Here is an 18,941-nt window from a genome sequence, read left to right on the forward strand (position 1 = left end):
GGTCACCGCCTCCACCGCGAACCGAGGAGAAGCCATGCAGCCCGAGCCGACCGCCGAGTCCCGCCACCGCACCGTCCGGACCCCGGCCGGGCGCCTGCACCTGGTCGAGCAGGGCACCGGCCCGCTCGTCCTGCTCGTGCACGGCTTCCCCGAGTCCTGGTACTCCTGGCGCCACCAACTCCCGGCCCTGGCCGCGGCCGGCTACCGGGCGGTGGCGATCGACGTGCGCGGCTACGGCCGCTCCTCCAGGCCGGAGGCCGCCGACGCCTACCGGATGCTCGACCTGGTGGAGGACAACGCCGCCGCCGTCCGCGCCCTCGGCGAGGAATCGGCGGTGGTCGTCGGCCACGACTGGGGCTCCAACATCGCCGCCGCCTCCGCCCTGCTCCGCCCCGAGGTCTTCCGGGCCGTCGGCCTGCTGAGCGTGCCCTACGCACCGCCCGGCGGCCCCCGCCCCACCGAGGTCTTCAGCCACGTCGGGGGGCCCGGCCAGGAGTTCTACGTCTCCTACTTCCAGGAGCCCGGCCGCGCCGAGGCGGAGATCGAACCCGACGTCCGGGGCTGGCTCGCGGGCTTCTACGCAGCCCTGTCCGCCGACACCATGCCCGCACCGCACGAAGCCGACCCGCACTTCGTCACCCCCGGCGGCCGACTGCGCGACCGCTTCCCCGCGGACGTCCTCCCGGCCTGGCTGAGTGAAGGTGAACTCGACTTCTACGCTGCGGAGTTCGAGCGCACGGGGTTCACCGGCGCACTCAACCGCTACCGGAACATGGACCGGGACTGGGAGGACCTCGCCCCGTACCGCGGGGCCCCGATCAGGCAGCCGTCCCTGTTCATCGGCGGGACCCTGGACGCCTCCACCACCTGGATGTCCGACGCCGTCGACGCCCACCCCGCGACCCTCCCCGGGCTGACCGCCTCCCACCTCCTGGACGGCTGCGGCCACTGGATCCAGCAGGAGCGCCCCGACGAGGTCAACCGGCTGCTGACCGACTGGCTCGCCACCCTCCGGGGCTGAACCGGCGGGCAGGCGGGCCAGCGGACCGGCGGGCAGGCGGACCAGCGGGCAGGCAGGCAGGCGCCCGGTGCTCCGGCTCCCTCCCGCAGGCGGGGGGCCGGTTCAGCGGAGCAGCAGGTCGCGGATCGCCCCCGCGACCTCGTCGGGCGCCTCCTCCGCCATGAAGTGGCCGGCCCCGGTCAGCCGGTGCTCCAGGTCCGGGGCCCAGGCCCGCCACACCCCGGCGGCGTCGTAGCCCAGCCGGGCGCCCCAGTCCTGCTGGATCACCGTCACGGGCATCGCCAGCTGCGACCCGGCGTCCAGGTCCGCCCGGTCGTGGGTGACGTCGGTGCCTGCCGAGGCCCGGTAGTCCGCGACGATCGACGGCACCGCCGCACCGCTCGCCCGCAGGTACTCGGCGCGCACCTCCGGCGGCAGCGCGGCCGGGTCGTTCGCCCAGGCGTCGAGGAACGAGCCGAAGAACGCGTCCGCGCTGTTGGCGATCATCGTCTCCGGCAGCCCGGGCGGCTGCGCCATCAGGAAGAGGTGGTAGCCGACCGCCGCCGGGACGCCGTGCAGCACGTCCCACATGTCCAGTGTCGGCACGACGTCGAGAATACCCAGGTGGGTGATCGTCTCCGGGTGGTCCAGGCCGGCCCGGAAGGCGACCAGGGCGCCCCGGTCGTGGCCGACCAGGGCGAAGCGCTCGTGGCCGAGCGCCGCCGCCAGGGCGACCACGTCCGCGGCCATGGCGCGCTTGGCGTACACCTCGGGGCCGGTGGCGGCCGGCTTGTCGCTGGCGCCGTAGCCGCGCAGGTCGGGACAGATCACCGTGTACCGGTCGGCGAGCCGCCCGGCGACGTGCCGCCACATCAGGTGGGTCTGCGGGAAGCCGTGCAGCAGCACGACGGGGCTGCCGCTGCCGCCGACGGCGGCAGCCAGCTCCACTCCGTCCGTGCCGGGCAGGCGGACGTGGTCGAAGCCGGGGATGGCGAGCGTCACGAGAAGCCCCTTCCTGGGGTCGGTGGACCGGGAGGGCCCCGGTCTGGGGGGTTGGTGCGACCAGCGTGGACGACGGCGATCAGCAGCCGATCAGTGCGCTTCGACGCCACGGGGCCCGGACCCGGAAGATGGGGGCATGCGAATCGACGTGCTCGGCGCCGTACGGGCCCTCCACGACGACGGCACGCCCGTCGACCTGGGCGGACCGCGCCACCGCGAGGTGCTCGCCCGGCTCGTCGCCGCCGAGGGACGGATGGTCGCCACCGACACCCTCGTGGACGACCTGTGGGCCGAGCCTCCGGTGCGCGCCATCGGGGCGCTGCGCACCTTCGTCGCCGCGCTGCGCCGCGCCGTCGAACCCGAGCGGCCGCCCCGCACCCCGCCGCGCGTCCTGGTCACCGAGGGCCCCGGCTACGCCCTGCGCCTGCCGCGCGAGGACGTGGACGTCCACCGGTTCGAGGACGCCCTGGCGCGCGCCCGGCGCACCCCCGGCGCGCTGGCCGACCTCGACGCGGCCCTCGCGGCCTGGCGCGGCCCGGCCTACGCCGACGTGGCCGCCTCCGCATGGGCCCGGCGCGAGCGGACCAGGCTGGAGGAGCTGCGCCTGGAGGCGACGGAACTGCGCGCCCGTCTCCTGCTCGACGCGGGCTCGGGGGCCGACCTCGTCGCCGAACTCGGCGCCCACGTCGCCGAGCACCCGTGGCGCGAACCGGCCTGGGGACTGCTGGCCCGCGCCCTGCACCGGGCGGGCCGCCAGGCGGACGCGCTGGCCACCCTGCGCCGCGCCCGCGCCATGCTCGCGGACCAGCTCGGGCTGGACCCCGGGGCCGAGCTCCGGCGCCTGGAGACCGACATCCTCCGCGGCACCCCGACACCCCCGCCCACGACACCCCCGCCCCCGGCGCCCGGGTGGACCGGCGGCCTGCGGCTCGGCCCGCGCACCACCGTGGAGCTGGCCCGCACCCTGGCCCTGGCCGGCGGCGACGCCCTGGCCCACTCGCGGCGCGACCGCCTCGCCGCCGTCCGGGCGGCGGAGCGCACCGGGGACACCACCCTGACCGCCCGCGTCATCGGCGCCTACGACGTGCCCGCCCTCTGGAGCCGGGCGGACGACCCGGAGCAGTCCCGTGCCGTCGTCGAAGCGGCCGAACGCACGCTCGCCGCGCTCGGCCCCGACGGCCCCGCCGAACTGCGTGCCCGTCTGCTGGCCACCGTCGCGGTCGAGAGCCGCAGCGCCGACCTGCCGGACGGCGCCCTGGAGCACGCCGGACGGGCGGCGCGCGAAGCGGAGGCGCTGGCCCGGGAGCTGGGCGACCCCGCCCTGCTGGTGTTCGCCCTCAACGGCGTCTTCCTGCAGTCCTTCACCCGGCCCGGGCTGGCGGCCGCCCGGGACGCGACCGGCGCCGAGATCCTCGACCTGGCCACCCGGCACGACCTGCCGAACTTCGCCGTGCTGGGCCGGCTCGTCCGCCTGCAGTCCGCCTCCGCCCTCGGCGACCTCGACGCCGCCACCGCGCACGCCGCGGCCGCCGAGGAGCTCGCCGCCGCCACCGAGGCCTCCCTCGTCCCCGTCCTCACCGCCTGGTTCCGGGCCCGGGCCACGGCCGCCCGCAGCACCGAACCCGGCGGACCGACCGCCGCCACCGCCGCGGCCCACTACCGCGCCGCCGAGGACGCCCTCGCCGCGACGGCCGGCATGCCGGGACTCCACCGCGGCCTGTTCGCCCTCGCCCTGCTGGGCCTGCGCCTCCTGCACGGCCGGCCCGCACCCACCGACCCCGCCCTCGACTGGGGCCCCTATCGCCCCTGGACGGAGCCCCTGGTGCTGCTCGCCCACCGCCGGACCGAGGAAGCCCGCACCGCCCTCACCACGGCGCCCGAACCGCCCCGCGACCACCTTCAGGAGGCGCTCTGGTGCCTGACCGCCCACGCCGCCGTCCGCCTCGGCGAACACCGGACCGCCGCCCGCGCCGCGACGGCCCTGCGCCCGGCCCGGACCGAACACGCCGGCGCGGCCAGCGGGCTGCTGACCCTGGGGCCGGTGGCCCGCTACCTGGCGGAGGCCGAGGCCTGCGCCGGCGGACGGTGACCGCCGGCGGCCGGACACGGTGGCGTGGTCGTGGCGTTCTGCTCAACGCTCAACGCCGGACCACCACGACGACGCCGTCGTCACCGCCCGGGCCCGAGGACGGGGCCGCCCCGTGGCCGACGGAGGGGCAAGGGCCCAGGACGACCGCTGAGGGAGGCCGACGTCCCTCCGGGGAGCGGGTCCGCACAGGCGCCCCCGGGCGACCCGGAGCCTACGGGGGTGTCCCCTTCGTCCGGGTCCACCGTCCCGGCCGGTGAGGCGTCAGTCTGCGGGCGGGAGGTTCCCACCCGCGGTGACCACGCCTGTCTCGTAGGCGATGACGACCATCTGGGCCCGGTCATGGGCGTGGAGCTTGGCCAGCAGCCGCCGGACATGGGTCTTGACGGTCGCGATGCTCAGCCCCAGATGCTCGGCGATCGCGCGGTTGGGAAGCCCCCGGGCCACCAAGCGGAGAACCTCCCGTTCGCGTGGGGTCACGCCCGCGAGCTCCCGCGCGAGTGGCGGGCGCGGCTCGTGGCGTCCGGCGAACTCGCGGATCAGCCGACGGGTGACCGCAGGCGCGAGCAGGGCGTCACCGGAGGCGACCACCCGCAGGGCCGTCAGCAGGTCGGCGGGGAGGATGTCCTTCAGGAGGAATCCGCTGGCTCCGCCGCGGAGTGCCGCGTACACGTACTCGTCCAGATCGAACGTGGTGAGGACCAGCACCCGGGTGCCGGCGGCGTCCGGGTCCGCGCAGATGCGCCGGGTGGCCTCCAAACCGTCCATGCCCGGCATGCGGATGTCCATCAGCACGACGTCGGGCCGCAGCCGCAGGGCGAGTTCGACGGCCTGCTGCCCGCTGACGGCCTCGCCCGCGACGGTGAGGTCCGGCACGCTCTCGATGAGCAGGCGGAAGCCCTCCCGCAACAGCGCTTGGTCATCGGCGACGAGCACCCGGACCGGCCGGTTCACCGGGCTGTCTCCGATCCGCAGGGCAGCCGCGCATGCACCCGGAACCCGCCCGTCGCCAGGGGGCCGGCGGAGAGGGTCCCGCCGCACATGGCCGCCCGCTCCCGCATCCCGACGATTCCGTGCCCGCCGCCAGGACGCCGGGCCGGGAGGCGGGCCGGGGGCCGGGACGGCGCGTCGTTGACGACCTCGATCTCGACCGCCTCGGGGCCCGTCCGGGTCAGGTTCACCCGGCAGTCCGCCGATCCCGCGTGCCGGACGACATTGGTGAGGGCTTCCTGAACGATCCGGTAGACCGCCAGTTCCACACCCGGGGGGAGCGGTGGACGCGGGTCGACGGACAGCTCCACGCGCGGGCCCGCACCGTCCACCAGCGCGGGCAGGTCCGCCAGACCGGGGGCGGCCCCCAACTCGGCTCCGTCGCCGGGTGATCGCAGAACGCCGAGCATGCGGCGCATCTCGGTGAGCGCCGTCCGGCCCGCCGTCCCGACCAGTGCGAGGGTCCGCCCGGCCTCCTGCGGGTCGGTGGGGGCCACCGCGCAGGCCACCTCGGCCCGTACCGTGATGACCGTCAGGTGATGGGCCACCACGTCGTGGAGCTCGCGGGCGATCCGCAGGCGCTCGTCCGTCACGGCCTGCCGGGCGGCGAGTTCCGCGTACGACCGCTGCTCCCTCAGCGCGGTCCCCACCAGCCAGGGCAGGGTCATCATCAAGGACGCGAAGACGACCCCCCACGCGACCCCGGAGGCCGGGACCGGTCGCGGTACGAGGGCCATGGCCGCCGCGACGGCGCCCAGCGAGCAGCCGAGCGCCGTCGCGGACCGGCGCCGCGGTTCGCGCGCCGCCACCGTGTACAGGGCGGCCCCGACGGGGACCCAGGACTCCTCCCACCCGGTGAACGCCAGGGCGAGGACCGCTCCGGCCAGGACCGTGTACAGCACCCGAACCGGCCGTCTGCGCCGTACCGCGACCGGCAGCCAGACCGCCACCGCCATGGCTCCCGCGCCCCAGCCACCGCTCCGCGTCTCGCTCGCGCCGAACGCCAGGGCGAGGAGCACGGCCGCGACCGTGTCCACGCCGTGCCACTGTCCGTCCCGCAGACGCCCGGCCACCAGCGGCCGTGACTCCCCTTCGCCCATGCCGGCCACGCTATCCAGGCGGGGGCCCGGGGCCGGTCAGCCCGGAGGACGTCATCTCGTGGGCTGAGTCATCCGTGCGGCTGATGCCCGGCGTACCCTCCTGGGCTGACACCGGGTTCCTCCCCGGGAGCGAAGCCGCCCGGCCCGTCGGACGGAACAGTGGAACCATGAACCGGAGAACACTGCTGTCCTCGTGCGCCGGACTGGCCGCCGCCGCCATGATCCCGGGTCCGCTCGCGCCGGTGGCCGTCGCGCGGCCGGGGCAGGAGGAACCCGTGCGGTTCCAGCTGCCCGCCCCGGACGGACCGTACCCGCTGGGTACGATCGCGCTGCACCTGGCCGACACCGCGCGGCCGGACCCCTGGGTGCCCTCCCGCCCGTGCCGTGAACTGATGATCAGCATCTGGTACCCCGCCCGCGGCCCCGCGGGCCGCCCCACCGTTCCCTGGATGCCTCCCGCCGCGGCCGACCGGTACCTGAGCCTTCTCCACCTGCCTCCCGGCCGGGTGCGACTGGGGGGCACCCACGGCCACGACGGCGCTCCCGTCGGCGGCCCACCGGGCCCCCTGCCCGTCGTGCTCTACTCTCCCGGCGCCGACGCGTCACGGTCGTTCGGCACCGGCATCGCGGAGGACCTCGCCAGTCACGGCTTCCTGGTGGTCACCGTCGACCACACCTACGACGCGGCGGCAGTCGCCTTCCCCGGCGGACGCGTCGAGACGAATCCGCTGGGCGGGATCAGCGACTACGCCAAGGCCCTCGCGGTCCGTACCGCCGACATCCGCTTCGTCCTGGACCGGCTCGCCGTCCTCGCCTCGGGTGGCCACCCCGGCGTCTGCCGCACCCCGCTGCCCCCAGGCATGCGCGGGGCGCCCGACCTGCGGCGCGTCGGGATGCTCGGCCACTCCCTGGGCGGGGCCACCACCGCCGCGACGATGCTCACCGACGGGCGGATCACGGCGGGAGCGAGCCTGGACGGGGGCGCGGCGGGCCCGGTGGTGGACGCCGGGCTCGACCGTCCGTTCCTGGTCGTGGACACCCTGGGCAAGGGCGGCATGGAGAGCAACCCCGCCCTGCGCGCGTTCTGGTCGCGTCTGCGCGGCTGGCGCCTGCACCTCACCCTACGGGGAGCCGCGCACCTGTCGTTCGGCGACGATGTGCTGATCCTTCCGCTGCTCGCCCCTCTCCTGGGCATGACACCGCCCGATCTGGAGATGGAGGTCGGAACGATTCCCGGGCACCGGGCACAGGCGTTCCAACGCGCCTACCCGCGGGCCTTCTTCGACCTCCACCTCCGCGACCGGGGGCGCCTGCTCGACGGCCCCTCCCCCGACTTCCCCGAGGTCGACTACGCCCGGTGAACCCCTCGGCCCCGGTCCTGCCCGTCCGGGCCCCGGGGTACGGCCCACGGCTGCGCGGCGCGAGGCCCGCCACGGCCCGGCTGCCGCCGGTGCCCGCGCGTCGGCCCGACTCGCGCGGGGCGGAGCGCCGCGATCTGCGTCGAGGACACCCGTGTTCCGACGGCGGGTGGCGCCACCGGCCGCACAGCCGCCGACTTCGCGGACCGGGCGGCAGCCCCGGGCCGCTGGGAACAGGGACGATCCCGTTCCCAGCGGCCGTCCGCCCGCACGTGGACGGCCGGGGTCAGCCGGTGACGGCCGTGCGGCGGGTGCGGCGGGAGCGTGCCGACAGCCCGATCGCCACGGCCGCGCCGAGGAGCAGGACCGCCACCGCGACCCCGGTGGCGTGGCCGACGGCGTCGGTGAAAGCGGCGCGCGGGTCCCGGACGCGGGTGAGGCGCTCCGCGAAGCCCGAGGTGATCAGCGTGCCGAGGATGCTGGTGCCGAGGACGGCGCCGATCTGGCGGGCGGCGTTGACCGTGCCGCCCGCCTCCCCCTCGCGGCCGTGCGGGACGTGGCTGACGGCGAGCGCGGTGGAGGGGGCGTTGGCGAGGCCGCAGCCGAGGCCGAACAGGACGAAGGCGGCGGCGTACCCGGTGAACGCGGTGTCCGGTTCGATCCGGGCGAACAGTGCGGCCCCGGCTGCGGCCAGCAGGAGGCCCGCCGCGATCAGGACCCGCGGGCCCAGCCGGCGCACGGCCATCCCGGCCAGCACCGAGGCCGCGATGAACGCCCCGAATTCCGCGAGGAGTTGGACGCCCACCTGGAGGGCGGTCAGCCCCCGCACCCGCTCCAGCCACATGACCTGGAGGAGGGAGAGGCCGACGAAGCCGAACAGGACGGCCCCGGCCAGCAGGAGGGAGGCGCTGTAGGAGGGGTCGCGCATCAGCCGAAGGTCGACCATGGGGGCACTGTGGCGCAGTTCGACGGCGATGAAGGCGGCCAGCAGGAGGACGGCCGCCGCGGCGGCGGCCACGGCCCGTGCGGAGCCGTAGCCGTGGTGGCCGCCGTCGATCAGCCAGAAGACCAGCAAGGCGAGTCCGGCGGCGGCGGTGGCCTGTCCTGCCAGGTCCAGACGCCGGGCGGCCGGGTTGCGGGACTCGGGGACGCGGACCAGCGCGACCGCCGCGGCGAGGCCGGCCATCACGATGTTCAGCCAGAACGCCGTGTGCCAGGTCCACCAGCGCAGCGCGAGGCCCGCGACCAGGGGTCCGACGGCCAGGCCCAGCCCGGAGGCGGCCGCCCACGCGGAGATCGCCCCGGCGCGGCGGCGCGGATCGCGGACGGCGTGGGTGATCAGCGCGAGCGAGCTGGGGGTGATCAGGGCGCCGCCCAGGCCGGCGACCGCCTGGCCGATGAGAACGGCGGCGAGGTCGCCGGCCAGCGTGAGGACCAGACCGCCCGCGGCCATCGCCGCCGCTCCGGCGAGGAAGACGCGCCGGCGCCCCCACCGGTCGGCCAGCGCTCCCCCGCCCAGGACGCAGGAGGCCACCACCAGGGTGTACATGCTCGGCACCCAGACCATGTCGGCGGGCTCGACGCGCAGTCCGGCCTGAACGGCGCCGAGCGTGCCGATGGTCTCGGTGGTCTGGAGGAACACCGTGAACAGCCCCAGGCAGGCGGCGACGAGGACCGGCCAGGGGCGGCTGTCGCGGGCGTCGCCGCGTTCCGCGGGCACCGCCCGGTCGGACGCCTCGCCGGTGGCACCCGTGGCGGTGGATGGTGAAGCCCTCATGCGGCCTCCTCGTTCGATCGGCCCCACGGAGCGCCCGGGCCGCAGAGTTTGAAAACAGGACGGACTCACTATAGGGGTGTGAGTTTGAAAAACAAACCATCAGGCCGCCGGGCGGAACGGCCGGCTCGGGAGCCGTCGGCACCCGCCGGTGAACGGATGCCGCCGGCGGGTCGGGGAGTCCGTCGCCGTCGGGACTCCCCCGGCCCGGCCCCATGGCGTCAGCCCGGGGCCCGACCACGGGAGCCCCGTCGGAGTGCACCTCCGACGGGGCTCCCGGCCGGGACGGCGGAGGGCCGGCCAGCGGGGTGCGCCGGCCGGCCCTCGTGGTGACACCGGCTCAGTTCTTCTGCCGGGTGAGGTCGTAGACCGTCCCGGTGTCCACGGTGATCTTCTGGTAGTGCTCCTCGACCCACGCCTCGATCCGGCCGATCTGATTGCCGTCGCCGCCGCCGAACACACCGCCGGGACGGCCACCCGGGAATCCGGGGAAGCCTCCGGACGTGGCGGGGCCCCCAGGCGCACCGGGCGCACCAGTCGAGCCGGGCGCGCCAGTCGGGCCGGGCGCACCGGGCGCACCGGGCACGCCGGTCGGACCGGCGCCGGGCGGCTGCGGCCCGCCACCCGGACCGCCGGGGGCGGCCGGGGTCCCGCTCGCGCTCCCCCCGCCGGGTCCGGCGGACGCCGCTGGGGCCGACGGGACCGCAGGAGCCGGCCCCCGGCCGGGCATCCGGCCTCCGGCGACCAGGTAGCGGATCTCGCCCCTGGCGACGTACTGCTTGAACTGCTCCAGCGTCGGCGAGTTGTCACCCCCACTGAAACCGCCCATCGCCATCACCGCCTTGTGGCTGGCGAGTTGCAGGCTCGCCGCCTGCTGGGCACCGACCGTCGCCGCCGCCCACCGGCTGTCCGTCTCCTTCAACAGCCGTACCAGCGCGGGGGCGACGCCACCGCCGTCGGGTCCGCCCGGGCCGAACACCCCGCCCGCGGCCGGGGGCGTCCCGACGCCGCCACCGGGCGGAACGGCTCCGGGCGGAACGGCTCCGGGCGGAGCGCCGAACCCGCCCGGCCCGCCCGCGCCGTTCGGCCCCGAGGCCGGGATGGGGCCGCCGTGCGGCTGGGACGCGGTGGCCACCGCCCACGCGGTGGAACCGCCGAGACCACCGACCAGCGAGGCCATCACCGCGGTCACCGTCACCGCGCGCCGCGCCTGCGCCGCCGCGACCAGCGCCACCGCTCCGACGGCGGACGCCCCCAGCAGCGTCCAGCGCAGCCACGGCAGCCAGGACGAGTCCCGGCCCAGGAGGAGGAACGCCGAGGCTCCGGCCGCGGCGGTCATCAGCGCCAGCACGACCCGGGCCCACGGAACGTCGCGCCGCCGCCACATCTCGCACGCACCGATGCCGACCAGCGCCCCGATCGGCGGGGCGAGCGCCACGGCGTAGTAGGGGTGGATGATCCCGCTCATGAAGCTGAAGATCACACCGTTGATCACGAGCCAGCCGCCCCACAGCAGCGCCGCCGCACGGACCCGGTCGGTGCGCGGCGCGCGCCAGGTGAAGATCACCAGGGCGACCAGGGCGACCAGGGCGGTCGGCAGCAGCCACGCGACCTCCCCGCCGAAGCTCGGGCTGAACATCCGGGTGATTCCGGTGTCGCCGCCGAACATGCCTCCGCCCGGCCCGCCGGGCATCCCCCCGGGGCCGCCACCGGGCATCCCGCCGCCAGGACCCCCGCCCGACGGGTTGCCGTCGCCGCCGAAGATCCGGCCCAGTCCGTTGTAGCCGACGGCCAACTGCCACTCGCTGTTGTTGCGCGAGCCACCGATGAACGGGCGGGACGAGGCCGGCCAGAGCGCGACCACCAGCACGAACCAACCGGTCGAGACGGCGATCGACAGCGCGCCCCAGAGCATGTTCAGGAACCGTTTGCCCAGGGAGACCGGCGCCGCCCACAGGTGGACCAGCACCAGCGCGGGGACGATCACATAGCCCTGCAGCATCTTCGCCAGGAAAGCGAAGCCCACCGCCCCGCCCGCGAGCACCACCCAGCGCGCCTGCCCCGCCTCGACCGACCGGACCGTGGCCCAGCAGGCCAGCATCATGAGCAGCACCAGCATCGCGTCCGGGTTGTTGAACCGGAACATCAGTGCCGCCACCGGCGTGACGGCCAGCACGAAGCCGGCCAACAGCCCGGCCACCGGCCCGAACCAGCGCCGCACCGCCGAGTGGAGCAGCGCGACCGAAAGCACCCCCTCCAGCGCCTGCGGCACCAGCATGCTCCAACTGCTGAAGCCGAAGATCCGCCCGGAGAGCGCCATCACCCACAGCGACGCCGGGGGTTTGTCCACCGTGATCGCGTTGCCGGGATCGAGCGAGGCGAAGAACAGCGCCTTCCAACTCCGGGTGCCCGCCCACGTCGACGCCGCGTAGAACGAGTTGGCGTTCCCCGACGCGCCCAGCCCCCACAGGTAGAGCACCGCGGCGACCAGCAACAGACCCCACAGCGCCGGCCGCGCCCAGCGCGGCCCCCCTCCGGAACCCACCAGCAGCCCGCGCCACCCGCGCGCCGACCGCCCGGAGTCACCCGCTACCACCCGATCGCCACTCGGCATTCCCGACGGGAACGCCCCCGATAACGACGTGGACATGACAATCTCTCCTTGGCTCGGGTCCCGCTCGAAGAGCACTCAAGCTAGAGGGCGTCCCTTTCAGGTTTCGGGGAGGAACCTGGGATTCAGCTGTGAATCCGGCCACGATCCGGCCTCACCCGATACCCGTGGCGGAGCGCAGCCGATCGGCGCCGCCGGTGAGGTCCAGCACGTGTCCGGTCCAGGTGCGGCGCCGAGGCGTTCGTCAAGGCCCCCGGTCGCCATGGCGATGGTGGAGTCGACGTCCATGACGGCCCCCCGGTAGCCGCGCTCCTTCGCCCGGGCGAGCGCGTGGGTGAACACGGCCCGGTACAGGCCGCGCCCGCGCAGATCGGAGCGGGTTCCGGCCTCGACGGCCCCGAGAGCGCGTTCGGCAATGCGTTCACACGCACCACGGGCCTCTCCCCCCGCCGCTACCGGGGGACGGTCCGCTCCGCGTGAACCGCCGAACCGCCGTCGCGCGGCGGGCGGGCGGACAGCTCCGTCCACAGATCGAGGAAGGCCCGCAACGGCGCACCCGGCCGGGTGCCCGCCCGCCAGACGAACACCTTCCGCAGGCGGATGGCGGGCTCCATCGGCACGACGACGAATCGCCGGTCGGCCGCGAGGACCGGACTCGCGCGGGAGGTCAGGGCGATACCGATCCGCTCGGCGACCAGGGCCAGTTGGAGGGCGACGTCGTTCGTCGCATAGGCGATGTCCAGCCGCAGTCCCTCCGCCGCGAAGGCCTGGTGGACGAACGCATGCACTCCGCTGTCGGGACCGTAGCTGATGACCGGGCTCCGGACCGCCTCGTCGAGGGTCATCGGACGGTTCGCGGGCCGGCTTCCGGCGGGGAGGACCGCGACGATCCGGTCCTCCAGGAGCACCCGCGAGGCGACGGCGGCGGGTTCGCCCTCCGGTGGTCCCGCGACCACGGCCGCGTCGACCTCCCCGTCGCGGACCTTCGCCAGCAGCGAGGGGCTCGACGCCCCGGCGAGGCTCACCGAGACCCGCGGATACCGGCGGTGGTACTCCCCCAGCAGCCGGGGAACGACGGTTCCGTCCAGGCCGCCGACGGTCCCCAGTGCCAACGAGCCGCCGAGCAGACCGGACCGGTCCGCGAACTCCAGGGCGGCCGACGCGGCCGCCGCCAGACAGGCACGGGCATGCGGGAGCAGGGCGGCGCCACCGGAGGTGAGGACCACCTGCCGGGGCAGCCGCTCGAACAGGGGCTCCCCCAGTTCCCTCTCCAGGGCCTGGATCTGCTGGCTGATCGCGGGCTGCACGACGTGACAGCGGGCCGCCGCCTTCGTGAACGACCGCTCCTCCGCCACCGCGACGAAGTACTCCAGCGTACGGAGCTCCATGGCTGACAAATTATCAACTTCTCCGCCGGGAAACCCGGTTGCGACGGGTCGCGACCGATCGCGCACCGGCTCGGCGGTCTTTCGTGCGATCAGTGATCGTGACGGCTGTCATCACCACCATGTATTGGACAACCGTCGACCGGGGCCCCGAGGCTGGTGGCAGTGTGCCGGCCGACCCGCGGCCCCGGCGAAAAGGCGAGGACAGGCAGATGAGAGTGACCGTCGTCGGCGGCGGCATCGCCGGGCTCACCTGCGCCCTGAGCCTGCACGCCGCGGGCTTCGCGCCGCGGGTGTACGAGGCAGCACGGTCGATCGAGGCGATCGGTGTCGGGATCAACCTGCTGCCGCACGCCGTCCGGGAGCTCTCCGAACTCGGTCTGGGCGGCGGGCTGGCCTCCGTCGCCCTGGCCCCGCACCTGTTGAGCTACCGCGACCGGGCGGGCGGGACCGTCTGGGAGGAGCCGCTCGGCCGCGCGGCCGGGTACCGCTGGCCGCAGTACTCCGTGCACCGCGGCCGCCTCCAGATGCTGCTGCTGGCAGCGGTGCGCGAGCGGCTGGGACCGGCCTGCGTCCGTACCGGCCTGCTGTTCCAACGCTTCGAACAGAGCGCGGACGGCGTACGCTCCCACTTCCTGGACCGGTCGAGCGGTCTGCCCGTGCTCGACGACGCCGACGTGCTGGTCGGCGCGGACGGCATCGACTCCGTGGTCCGCAGCCGGCTGTACCCCGACGAGTGCCTCCCGCCCGGGAACAGCGTCCACATGTGGCGCGGGGTCGCACGACACCCGCACGTCCTCGACGGCCGGTCGATCGTGGTGGCCGGAGGGACCCCCGGCGCGAAGTTCGTCGCCTACCCCATCGAGGACCCCGCGACCGCGGGCACCGACGCCCTGCTGAACTGGGTGCTGGAGGTCCGGCACGGAGCCCCGCCTCCGGGCGGCCCCGGCCGTCGCATCGGCGTGGACGAGGCCCGCGCCGGGCTGGCTTCGTGGAACCTGCCGTGGATCGACCTCGGCGCGCTCGCCGAGGACTCCTCGGCGGTCTACGAGTACCCGATGACCGACCGCAACCCCCTGCCGCGCTGGAGCGTCGGACGGGTCACCCTCCTCGGCGACGCCGCACACCCGATGTTCCCGATGGGCATGAACGGCGGCTCGCAGTCCGTCGTCGACAGCCGGGTGCTGGCCTGGTGCCTCGCCCGGGACGACGACGCCGAGGCCGCGCTCCGCCGCTACGACCGGATGCGCCGGCCGACCGTCAACGCGATCGTGCTGGCCAACCGGGACCTGGGACCGGAGAAGTCCATCGCGCTGGCCGAGGAGCACGACGGGGCGCTGCCCGTCGGGGAGGCCGAGAAGATCGCGACCCGCTACAAGCGGTTGGCCGGAGCCACCGTGACCCAGGTCAACACCCGCCCGTCCTGGACGGTCCCCGCCGTCGCCGCCCGGGAACGGCACCTTGGGTGAGTGCGGCACTCACGGCGGGGCGTCCCTGCGCAGCGCGCGGGTTCGCCGGGCGGACGTCCGCCCGGGTGCCCTGCACGGCGGCCGGGGCCCGGTGCGGCCGCCGAGGCCGGTGGAGGTGCGGCGGAGCGTCGCGCGGGGACCTCACACCGCTTCGGCGACGGCTCTACGCCTCAAGGGTCTTCGCGGCGTCGCGGATGACGTCGAGGACGAGATCGGGGTGCGAGAGCATCGGTACGTGGCTGCTGTCGACGGCGTAGGTCTTGGCGCCCATGCGCTCGGCGGCGGCCCGCTCCAGGTCCGGGTTCACCGTGCGGTCGTTGTTCGCGACGATGTACCAGCTCGGCTTCGTGCGCCAGGCGGTGCCGGGGACCTGCTGGTCGAACAGGTCGGGGACCGGCACGGCACCCGTCGCGAGGACGAGCTTCTGCTCGGCTTCGGGCAGATCGCCGCAGAAGTCGCCGAGGCCCGGCTCCAGGAGCCAGATGCGGCCGTCGGCGACGTCGACGTGCTCGAAGACGGGCGTGCGGGCGAACGTGTCCTGCTGGTCCTGCGAGGTCTCCTCCTCGCTGGGGGCGAGCGCGGCGATGTAGACCAGGGCGCCCACCCGGTCGTGGGTGCCGGCCTTGGTGATCAGCGTGCCGCCGTAGGAGTGGCCGACCAGCACGACCGGACCGGGGACGTGATCGATGGAGCGGGTGACGCACGCGACGTCACCCGCGAGGGAGTCGAGGCCGTGCTGCGAAGCGGACACCTGGTGGCCCTCTGCCTGGAGCGCGGGGATGAGCTTGTTGAAGCACGACCCGTCGGCCCAGAGTCCGTGGGCGAAAACGATGCTGGCCCTGCCGGCCATGATCTTCCTCTTTCGTGGGCATCAGGGGAGGCCTGCTCGGCCCGGACCTGCGCCGGCGGGCCCATGACGGCGAGAACTTCACCGAGTACCGACACTATGACTCCTCGCAGCGATCCGCGCCTGCCGACTCGGCCGTCCCGGGGGCGGGCGCGCTGTTCCCCGCCGCTGCCCGGGCGCGGGCAGCGGGACTGCTCGACCTCGTCCGCCCCCGGAGGGTTCGGGGCCGCCGCTGAGGGAACGGCCCCGGTCCGTGGCCGCGTCAGGCGACCGCCCTGGCGGCGACGCGGATGAGGTCGGCGACATCGTGTCGCCCACAGGGCCGGATGTCCGGCCCCGCAGACGACGGCAGGGGCGCCGGCGGAGCGGCCGAGGCGGACCGGCGGACCGACACCGCACGTCCGCACGAGCTTCTGCCTGGCCCGTGGGCACTCGCCGCGACTTCAATGGAGGCATCCAGACCGCCCGAGTGGAGGCACGGCAGCATGCTCGACGAATCGGCCCCGGACAGGACACCGGACGACCCGCACGGATCGCTGGTCGGCCGGTCACCGGACCTGGCCCGGTTCGACGAGTTCATCGCCGCCGTCCCGGAATCGGGCGGGTCCGTGGTGCTGCTGGGCGAGCCAGGGGTGGGCAAGACGGCACTGCTGGAGGCCGTCGCCGCCAGGGCGACCGCCCGGAAGCTCCAGGTCCTGCGCGCCACCGGTGTCCAGTACCGTGCCCGAACGAGCTACTCGGCCCTGTCACAGCTGCTGACGGCCACGCGCGAGCTGAGCCGCGCCGCGACCGGGGCTCCTGCCCTGGCCGCGGCGCTGGGCGTCGAGCCGGGGGCCGCCCCCGGCCCCGACGCGGTCGCCGAGGCCGTGGTCCTGCTCCTCAAGGTCATGTCCGACCACCGGCCCGTCCTGCTCGTCCTCGACGACGTGCAGTGGCTGGACTGTTCCAGCGCCGCGGTCCTGGAACGGGTCGCACGACGACTCCCGGGGAGCGGCGCGGGGTTGGTGTGCGCCGCCAGAGCCGGGGAGGAGGGCTTCTTCGACCACGGTGGACTACCGGTCCACGAACTGGGCCCGCTGAGCCCGGCCGACTCCGAGGCGCTCCTGACCCGCCGGTTCCCGGCACTGGCCCCACGGGTCCGCCGCCGGCTGATCGCCGATGCCGAGGGCAATCCCCTGGCCCTGCTGGAACTCCCCGCGGCCCTGACCGACCCTCAACGCACCGCGGCCGCGCCGCTCCCGCGGAGCATCCCGCTGACCCAGAGGCTGCAGGCGGCCTTCGCCGCCCGGGTCAGGACCCTGCCGGCCCCGACCCGGCACCTGTTGCTCGTCGCGGCGCTGGAGGGCAGCGGCAACCTCCAGGTGGTGCGACGCGCCGTGGCGGGCCGGTGCGGTCTGAAGCACCTGGCGCCGGCCGAGCGCGTGCGGCTGGTCCACATCGACGACGCCACCGGCCGGTTGGGCTTCCGACACTCGCTGATCCGCTCGGCCGTGGTCGACCTGGCCTCCAGTGACCAGCGGCGCGGCGTGCACCGCGCGCTGGCCGAGGCGTGGACCGGTGTGCCCGAACAGCGGGTCTGGCACCTGGCGCAGGCCTCGATCGGCCCCGATGCGGAGATCGCGGCCCTCCTGGAGGAGGTCGCCGAGGTCAGCGCCCGCCGCGGCGACGGGCCGAACGCGGTGGAGGCCCTGGTCCGCGCCGCCGGGCTGAGCCCGACCGGTGCGGAGCGCGCCCGTCTGCTGGCCGGCGCGGCGTACGTCGGCGCCAGCCTGACGGGGGGCCTGCGCGAGGTCCCCCGTCTGCTGGAGGACGCCCGTGAGGCGGACCCCGGTGCCGACTCGCTCCCCCAGGCGATGGCGGCCTCGGTGTTCCTGCTCAACAGCTACGGTGATGTCGACACGGCCTTCCGGCTGCTCTACGGGGCCATCGAGCAGCGGCGGTCGGCCCGGATCCCGGACGCGGCCCTGCCGGAGGCACTGGCAGCGCTGCTCATGGTCTGCGTGTACGGCGGGCGTTCCGAGCTGTGGGCGGACTTCGACGTTCTGGTGACCGGGCTCGACCCCCTGCCGGACACCCTCCACCTCATGCGGACCGTCTTCGGGGACCCGGCCCGGGCCCGGCCGTCGGACTGGGCGCGGCTCGACGCCGCGGCCGCGGCACTGACCACCGAGCGGGACCCGGTCCGGATCCTGAGAGTGGGCACCGCCTGCGCCTACGGCGACCGCCTGGGACTGGTCGAGGAGTCGCTGCGGCGCACGGCGGCCGGGGGCGGCCGGGGCGAGAACATCCTCCCGGCGATCCAGGCCCTGTCCCTGCTGAGCAATCACGCCTGGTTCTCCGGACGGTGGCCGGAGGCGCGGCGCCTCTGCCGTGAGGCGCTGGACCTCTGCGAGGAGTTCGACTGTCCGCTGCGATCGTGGACGGCGACGTTCACCCTCGGCTGCGTGTCCGCGGCCTGCGGCGACTTCGACGCCGCCCGGGCCTGCGCCGACCGGATGGACCAGTGGGCCGGCTCCCGGCGGGCCGGGGCCGTACGCCGGTACGCCGCGCAGGTCCGGGCGACGATCGCCCTGGCGCAGGGCGAGTTCGAGCAGGCGAACCGGCACCTGAGCGTCATCTCCGCACCGGGAACACTGGCGCCCTTCGTCGGACAGGCCCTGTGGGTCTTCCTCGACGCCGCCGAGGCCGCGGTGCGCACCGGACGACGCGACCGGGCGCTGAACCACGTGGCCGCCGCACGGGCCGCGGGCCTGGACACGGTCTCGCCGCGGCTGAGGATGGTCGTGCTCGCCGCAGCCGGTCTCGCGGCCCCGGACGACGACGAGGCCGAGGCGCGGTACCGGGAGGCGCTGGCGGTCGCGGGATCCGAACGCTGGCCGTTCGAGCGGGCCCGGATCCGCCTCTACTACGGCGAACGCCTGCGCCGGGCCAAGGCCCCCGCGCAGGCCCGGCACCACCTGGCTGCCGCGGGCGAGGCCTTCGGCTGGCTCGGGGCCGTCCCCTGGGCGGAGCGCGCCGGCGCGGAACTGCGCGCCTGCGGCGCCCCGGCCCGCGGCGTCGGCGACCGGGGGCCGCTGACGCCGCAGCAGTGGGAGATCGCCAGCCTCGCCGCCCTGGGACTGTCCAACAAACAGATCGGCGCCAGGCTCTACCTCTCCCCCCGCACCGTTTCCACCCATCTCTACCAGGCCTTCCCCAAGCTCGGTATCACCAGCCGGGCCTCCCTCCGCGACGCGCTGGAGGGAGTGGAACGTCCGCCGCGCTGACCGCCGACGGACGGATCCGCCCGGCCAGACCCCCTTCGACGCAGGAGCACAGG

The 18,941-nt window shown here is 75.3% G+C and carries 12 protein-coding genes; 5 read left to right on the top strand and 7 right to left on the bottom strand.

Annotated features, from left to right (window positions below):
• The first annotated feature begins 34 nt into the window (after nt 1–34).
• Nucleotides 35–1,021, top strand: a complete 987-nt coding sequence (locus ACFVVL_RS03420; RefSeq protein ID WP_387671036.1) for an alpha/beta fold hydrolase — start codon at nt 35–37, stop codon at nt 1,019–1,021.
• A 102-nt stretch (nt 1,022–1,123) separates the two neighbouring features.
• Here ACFVVL_RS03420 and ACFVVL_RS03425 read toward each other — a convergent pair whose 3' ends face one another.
• On the bottom strand, nt 1,124–2,002 hold the full coding sequence (locus ACFVVL_RS03425) for an alpha/beta fold hydrolase (protein ID WP_387671038.1): 879 nt from the start codon (nt 2,000–2,002) through the stop codon (nt 1,124–1,126).
• A gap of 136 nt (nt 2,003–2,138) precedes the next feature.
• Here ACFVVL_RS03425 and ACFVVL_RS03430 point away from each other — a divergent pair, with 136 nt between their 5' ends.
• A complete protein-coding gene (locus ACFVVL_RS03430) occupies nt 2,139–4,091 on the top strand; it encodes a BTAD domain-containing putative transcriptional regulator (RefSeq protein WP_387671040.1) in 1,953 nt (650 codons plus the stop codon).
• Nucleotides 4,092–4,352: 261 nt separating this feature from the next.
• Here ACFVVL_RS03430 and ACFVVL_RS03435 read toward each other — a convergent pair whose 3' ends face one another.
• Both ACFVVL_RS03435 and ACFVVL_RS03440 read right to left on the bottom strand, forming a co-directional pair.
• Nucleotides 4,353–5,042: a response regulator gene (locus tag ACFVVL_RS03435; RefSeq protein ID WP_387671042.1), complete on the bottom strand. Its 690-nt coding sequence runs from the start codon at nt 5,040–5,042 to the stop codon at nt 4,353–4,355.
• Nucleotides 5,039–6,178 (bottom strand): sensor histidine kinase, encoded by a 1,140-nt coding sequence (locus ACFVVL_RS03440; RefSeq protein ID WP_387671044.1) that lies wholly within the window; start codon nt 6,176–6,178, stop codon nt 5,039–5,041. Before ACFVVL_RS03440 ends, ACFVVL_RS03435 begins: the two co-directional genes overlap by 4 nt.
• Before the next feature lie 167 nt (nt 6,179–6,345).
• Here ACFVVL_RS03440 and ACFVVL_RS03445 point away from each other — a divergent pair, with 167 nt between their 5' ends.
• A complete protein-coding gene (locus ACFVVL_RS03445; protein WP_387671046.1) occupies nt 6,346–7,539 on the top strand; it encodes an alpha/beta hydrolase family protein in 1,194 nt (397 codons plus the stop codon).
• 283 nt (nt 7,540–7,822) lie between these two features.
• Here ACFVVL_RS03445 and ACFVVL_RS03450 read toward each other — a convergent pair whose 3' ends face one another.
• The 3 genes from ACFVVL_RS03450 to ACFVVL_RS03460 form a co-directional block, all read right to left on the bottom strand.
• Nucleotides 7,823–9,313, bottom strand: coding sequence for an MFS transporter (locus ACFVVL_RS03450; protein WP_387671048.1), 1,491 nt, complete (start codon nt 9,311–9,313; stop codon nt 7,823–7,825).
• Between the two features lie 337 nt (nt 9,314–9,650).
• Nucleotides 9,651–11,855 carry a glycosyltransferase family 39 protein gene (locus ACFVVL_RS03455; RefSeq protein ID WP_387671050.1) on the bottom strand — a complete coding sequence of 735 codons (2,205 nt, stop codon included), beginning with the start codon at nt 11,853–11,855 and terminating at the stop codon, nt 9,651–9,653.
• Nucleotides 11,856–12,373: 518 nt separating this feature from the next.
• Nucleotides 12,374–13,309 carry a LysR family transcriptional regulator gene (locus ACFVVL_RS03460; RefSeq protein ID WP_380288724.1) on the bottom strand — a complete coding sequence of 312 codons (936 nt, stop codon included), beginning with the start codon at nt 13,307–13,309 and terminating at the stop codon, nt 12,374–12,376.
• Nucleotides 13,310–13,518: 209 nt separating this feature from the next.
• Between ACFVVL_RS03460 and ACFVVL_RS03465 the strand changes: the two genes are divergently transcribed.
• Nucleotides 13,519–14,775 (top strand): FAD-dependent monooxygenase, encoded by a 1,257-nt coding sequence (locus tag ACFVVL_RS03465; protein ID WP_387671052.1) that lies wholly within the window; start codon nt 13,519–13,521, stop codon nt 14,773–14,775.
• A gap of 163 nt (nt 14,776–14,938) precedes the next feature.
• Here ACFVVL_RS03465 and ACFVVL_RS03470 read toward each other — a convergent pair whose 3' ends face one another.
• Entirely contained in the window at nt 14,939–15,625 is a 687-nt protein-coding gene (locus ACFVVL_RS03470; protein WP_387671054.1) for an alpha/beta fold hydrolase, read from the bottom strand.
• Nucleotides 15,626–16,107: 482 nt separating this feature from the next.
• On the opposite strand from ACFVVL_RS03470, the gene ACFVVL_RS03475 reads away from it, so the two are divergent.
• Nucleotides 16,108–18,888 (top strand): AAA family ATPase, encoded by a 2,781-nt coding sequence (locus ACFVVL_RS03475; RefSeq protein ID WP_387671056.1) that lies wholly within the window; start codon nt 16,108–16,110, stop codon nt 18,886–18,888.
• Nucleotides 18,889–18,941 lie beyond the last annotated feature (53 nt).

The sequence above is a fragment of the Kitasatospora sp. NPDC058115 genome (genome assembly GCF_042884635.1).
Classification (GTDB): Bacteria; Actinomycetota; Actinomycetes; order Streptomycetales; family Streptomycetaceae; genus Kitasatospora.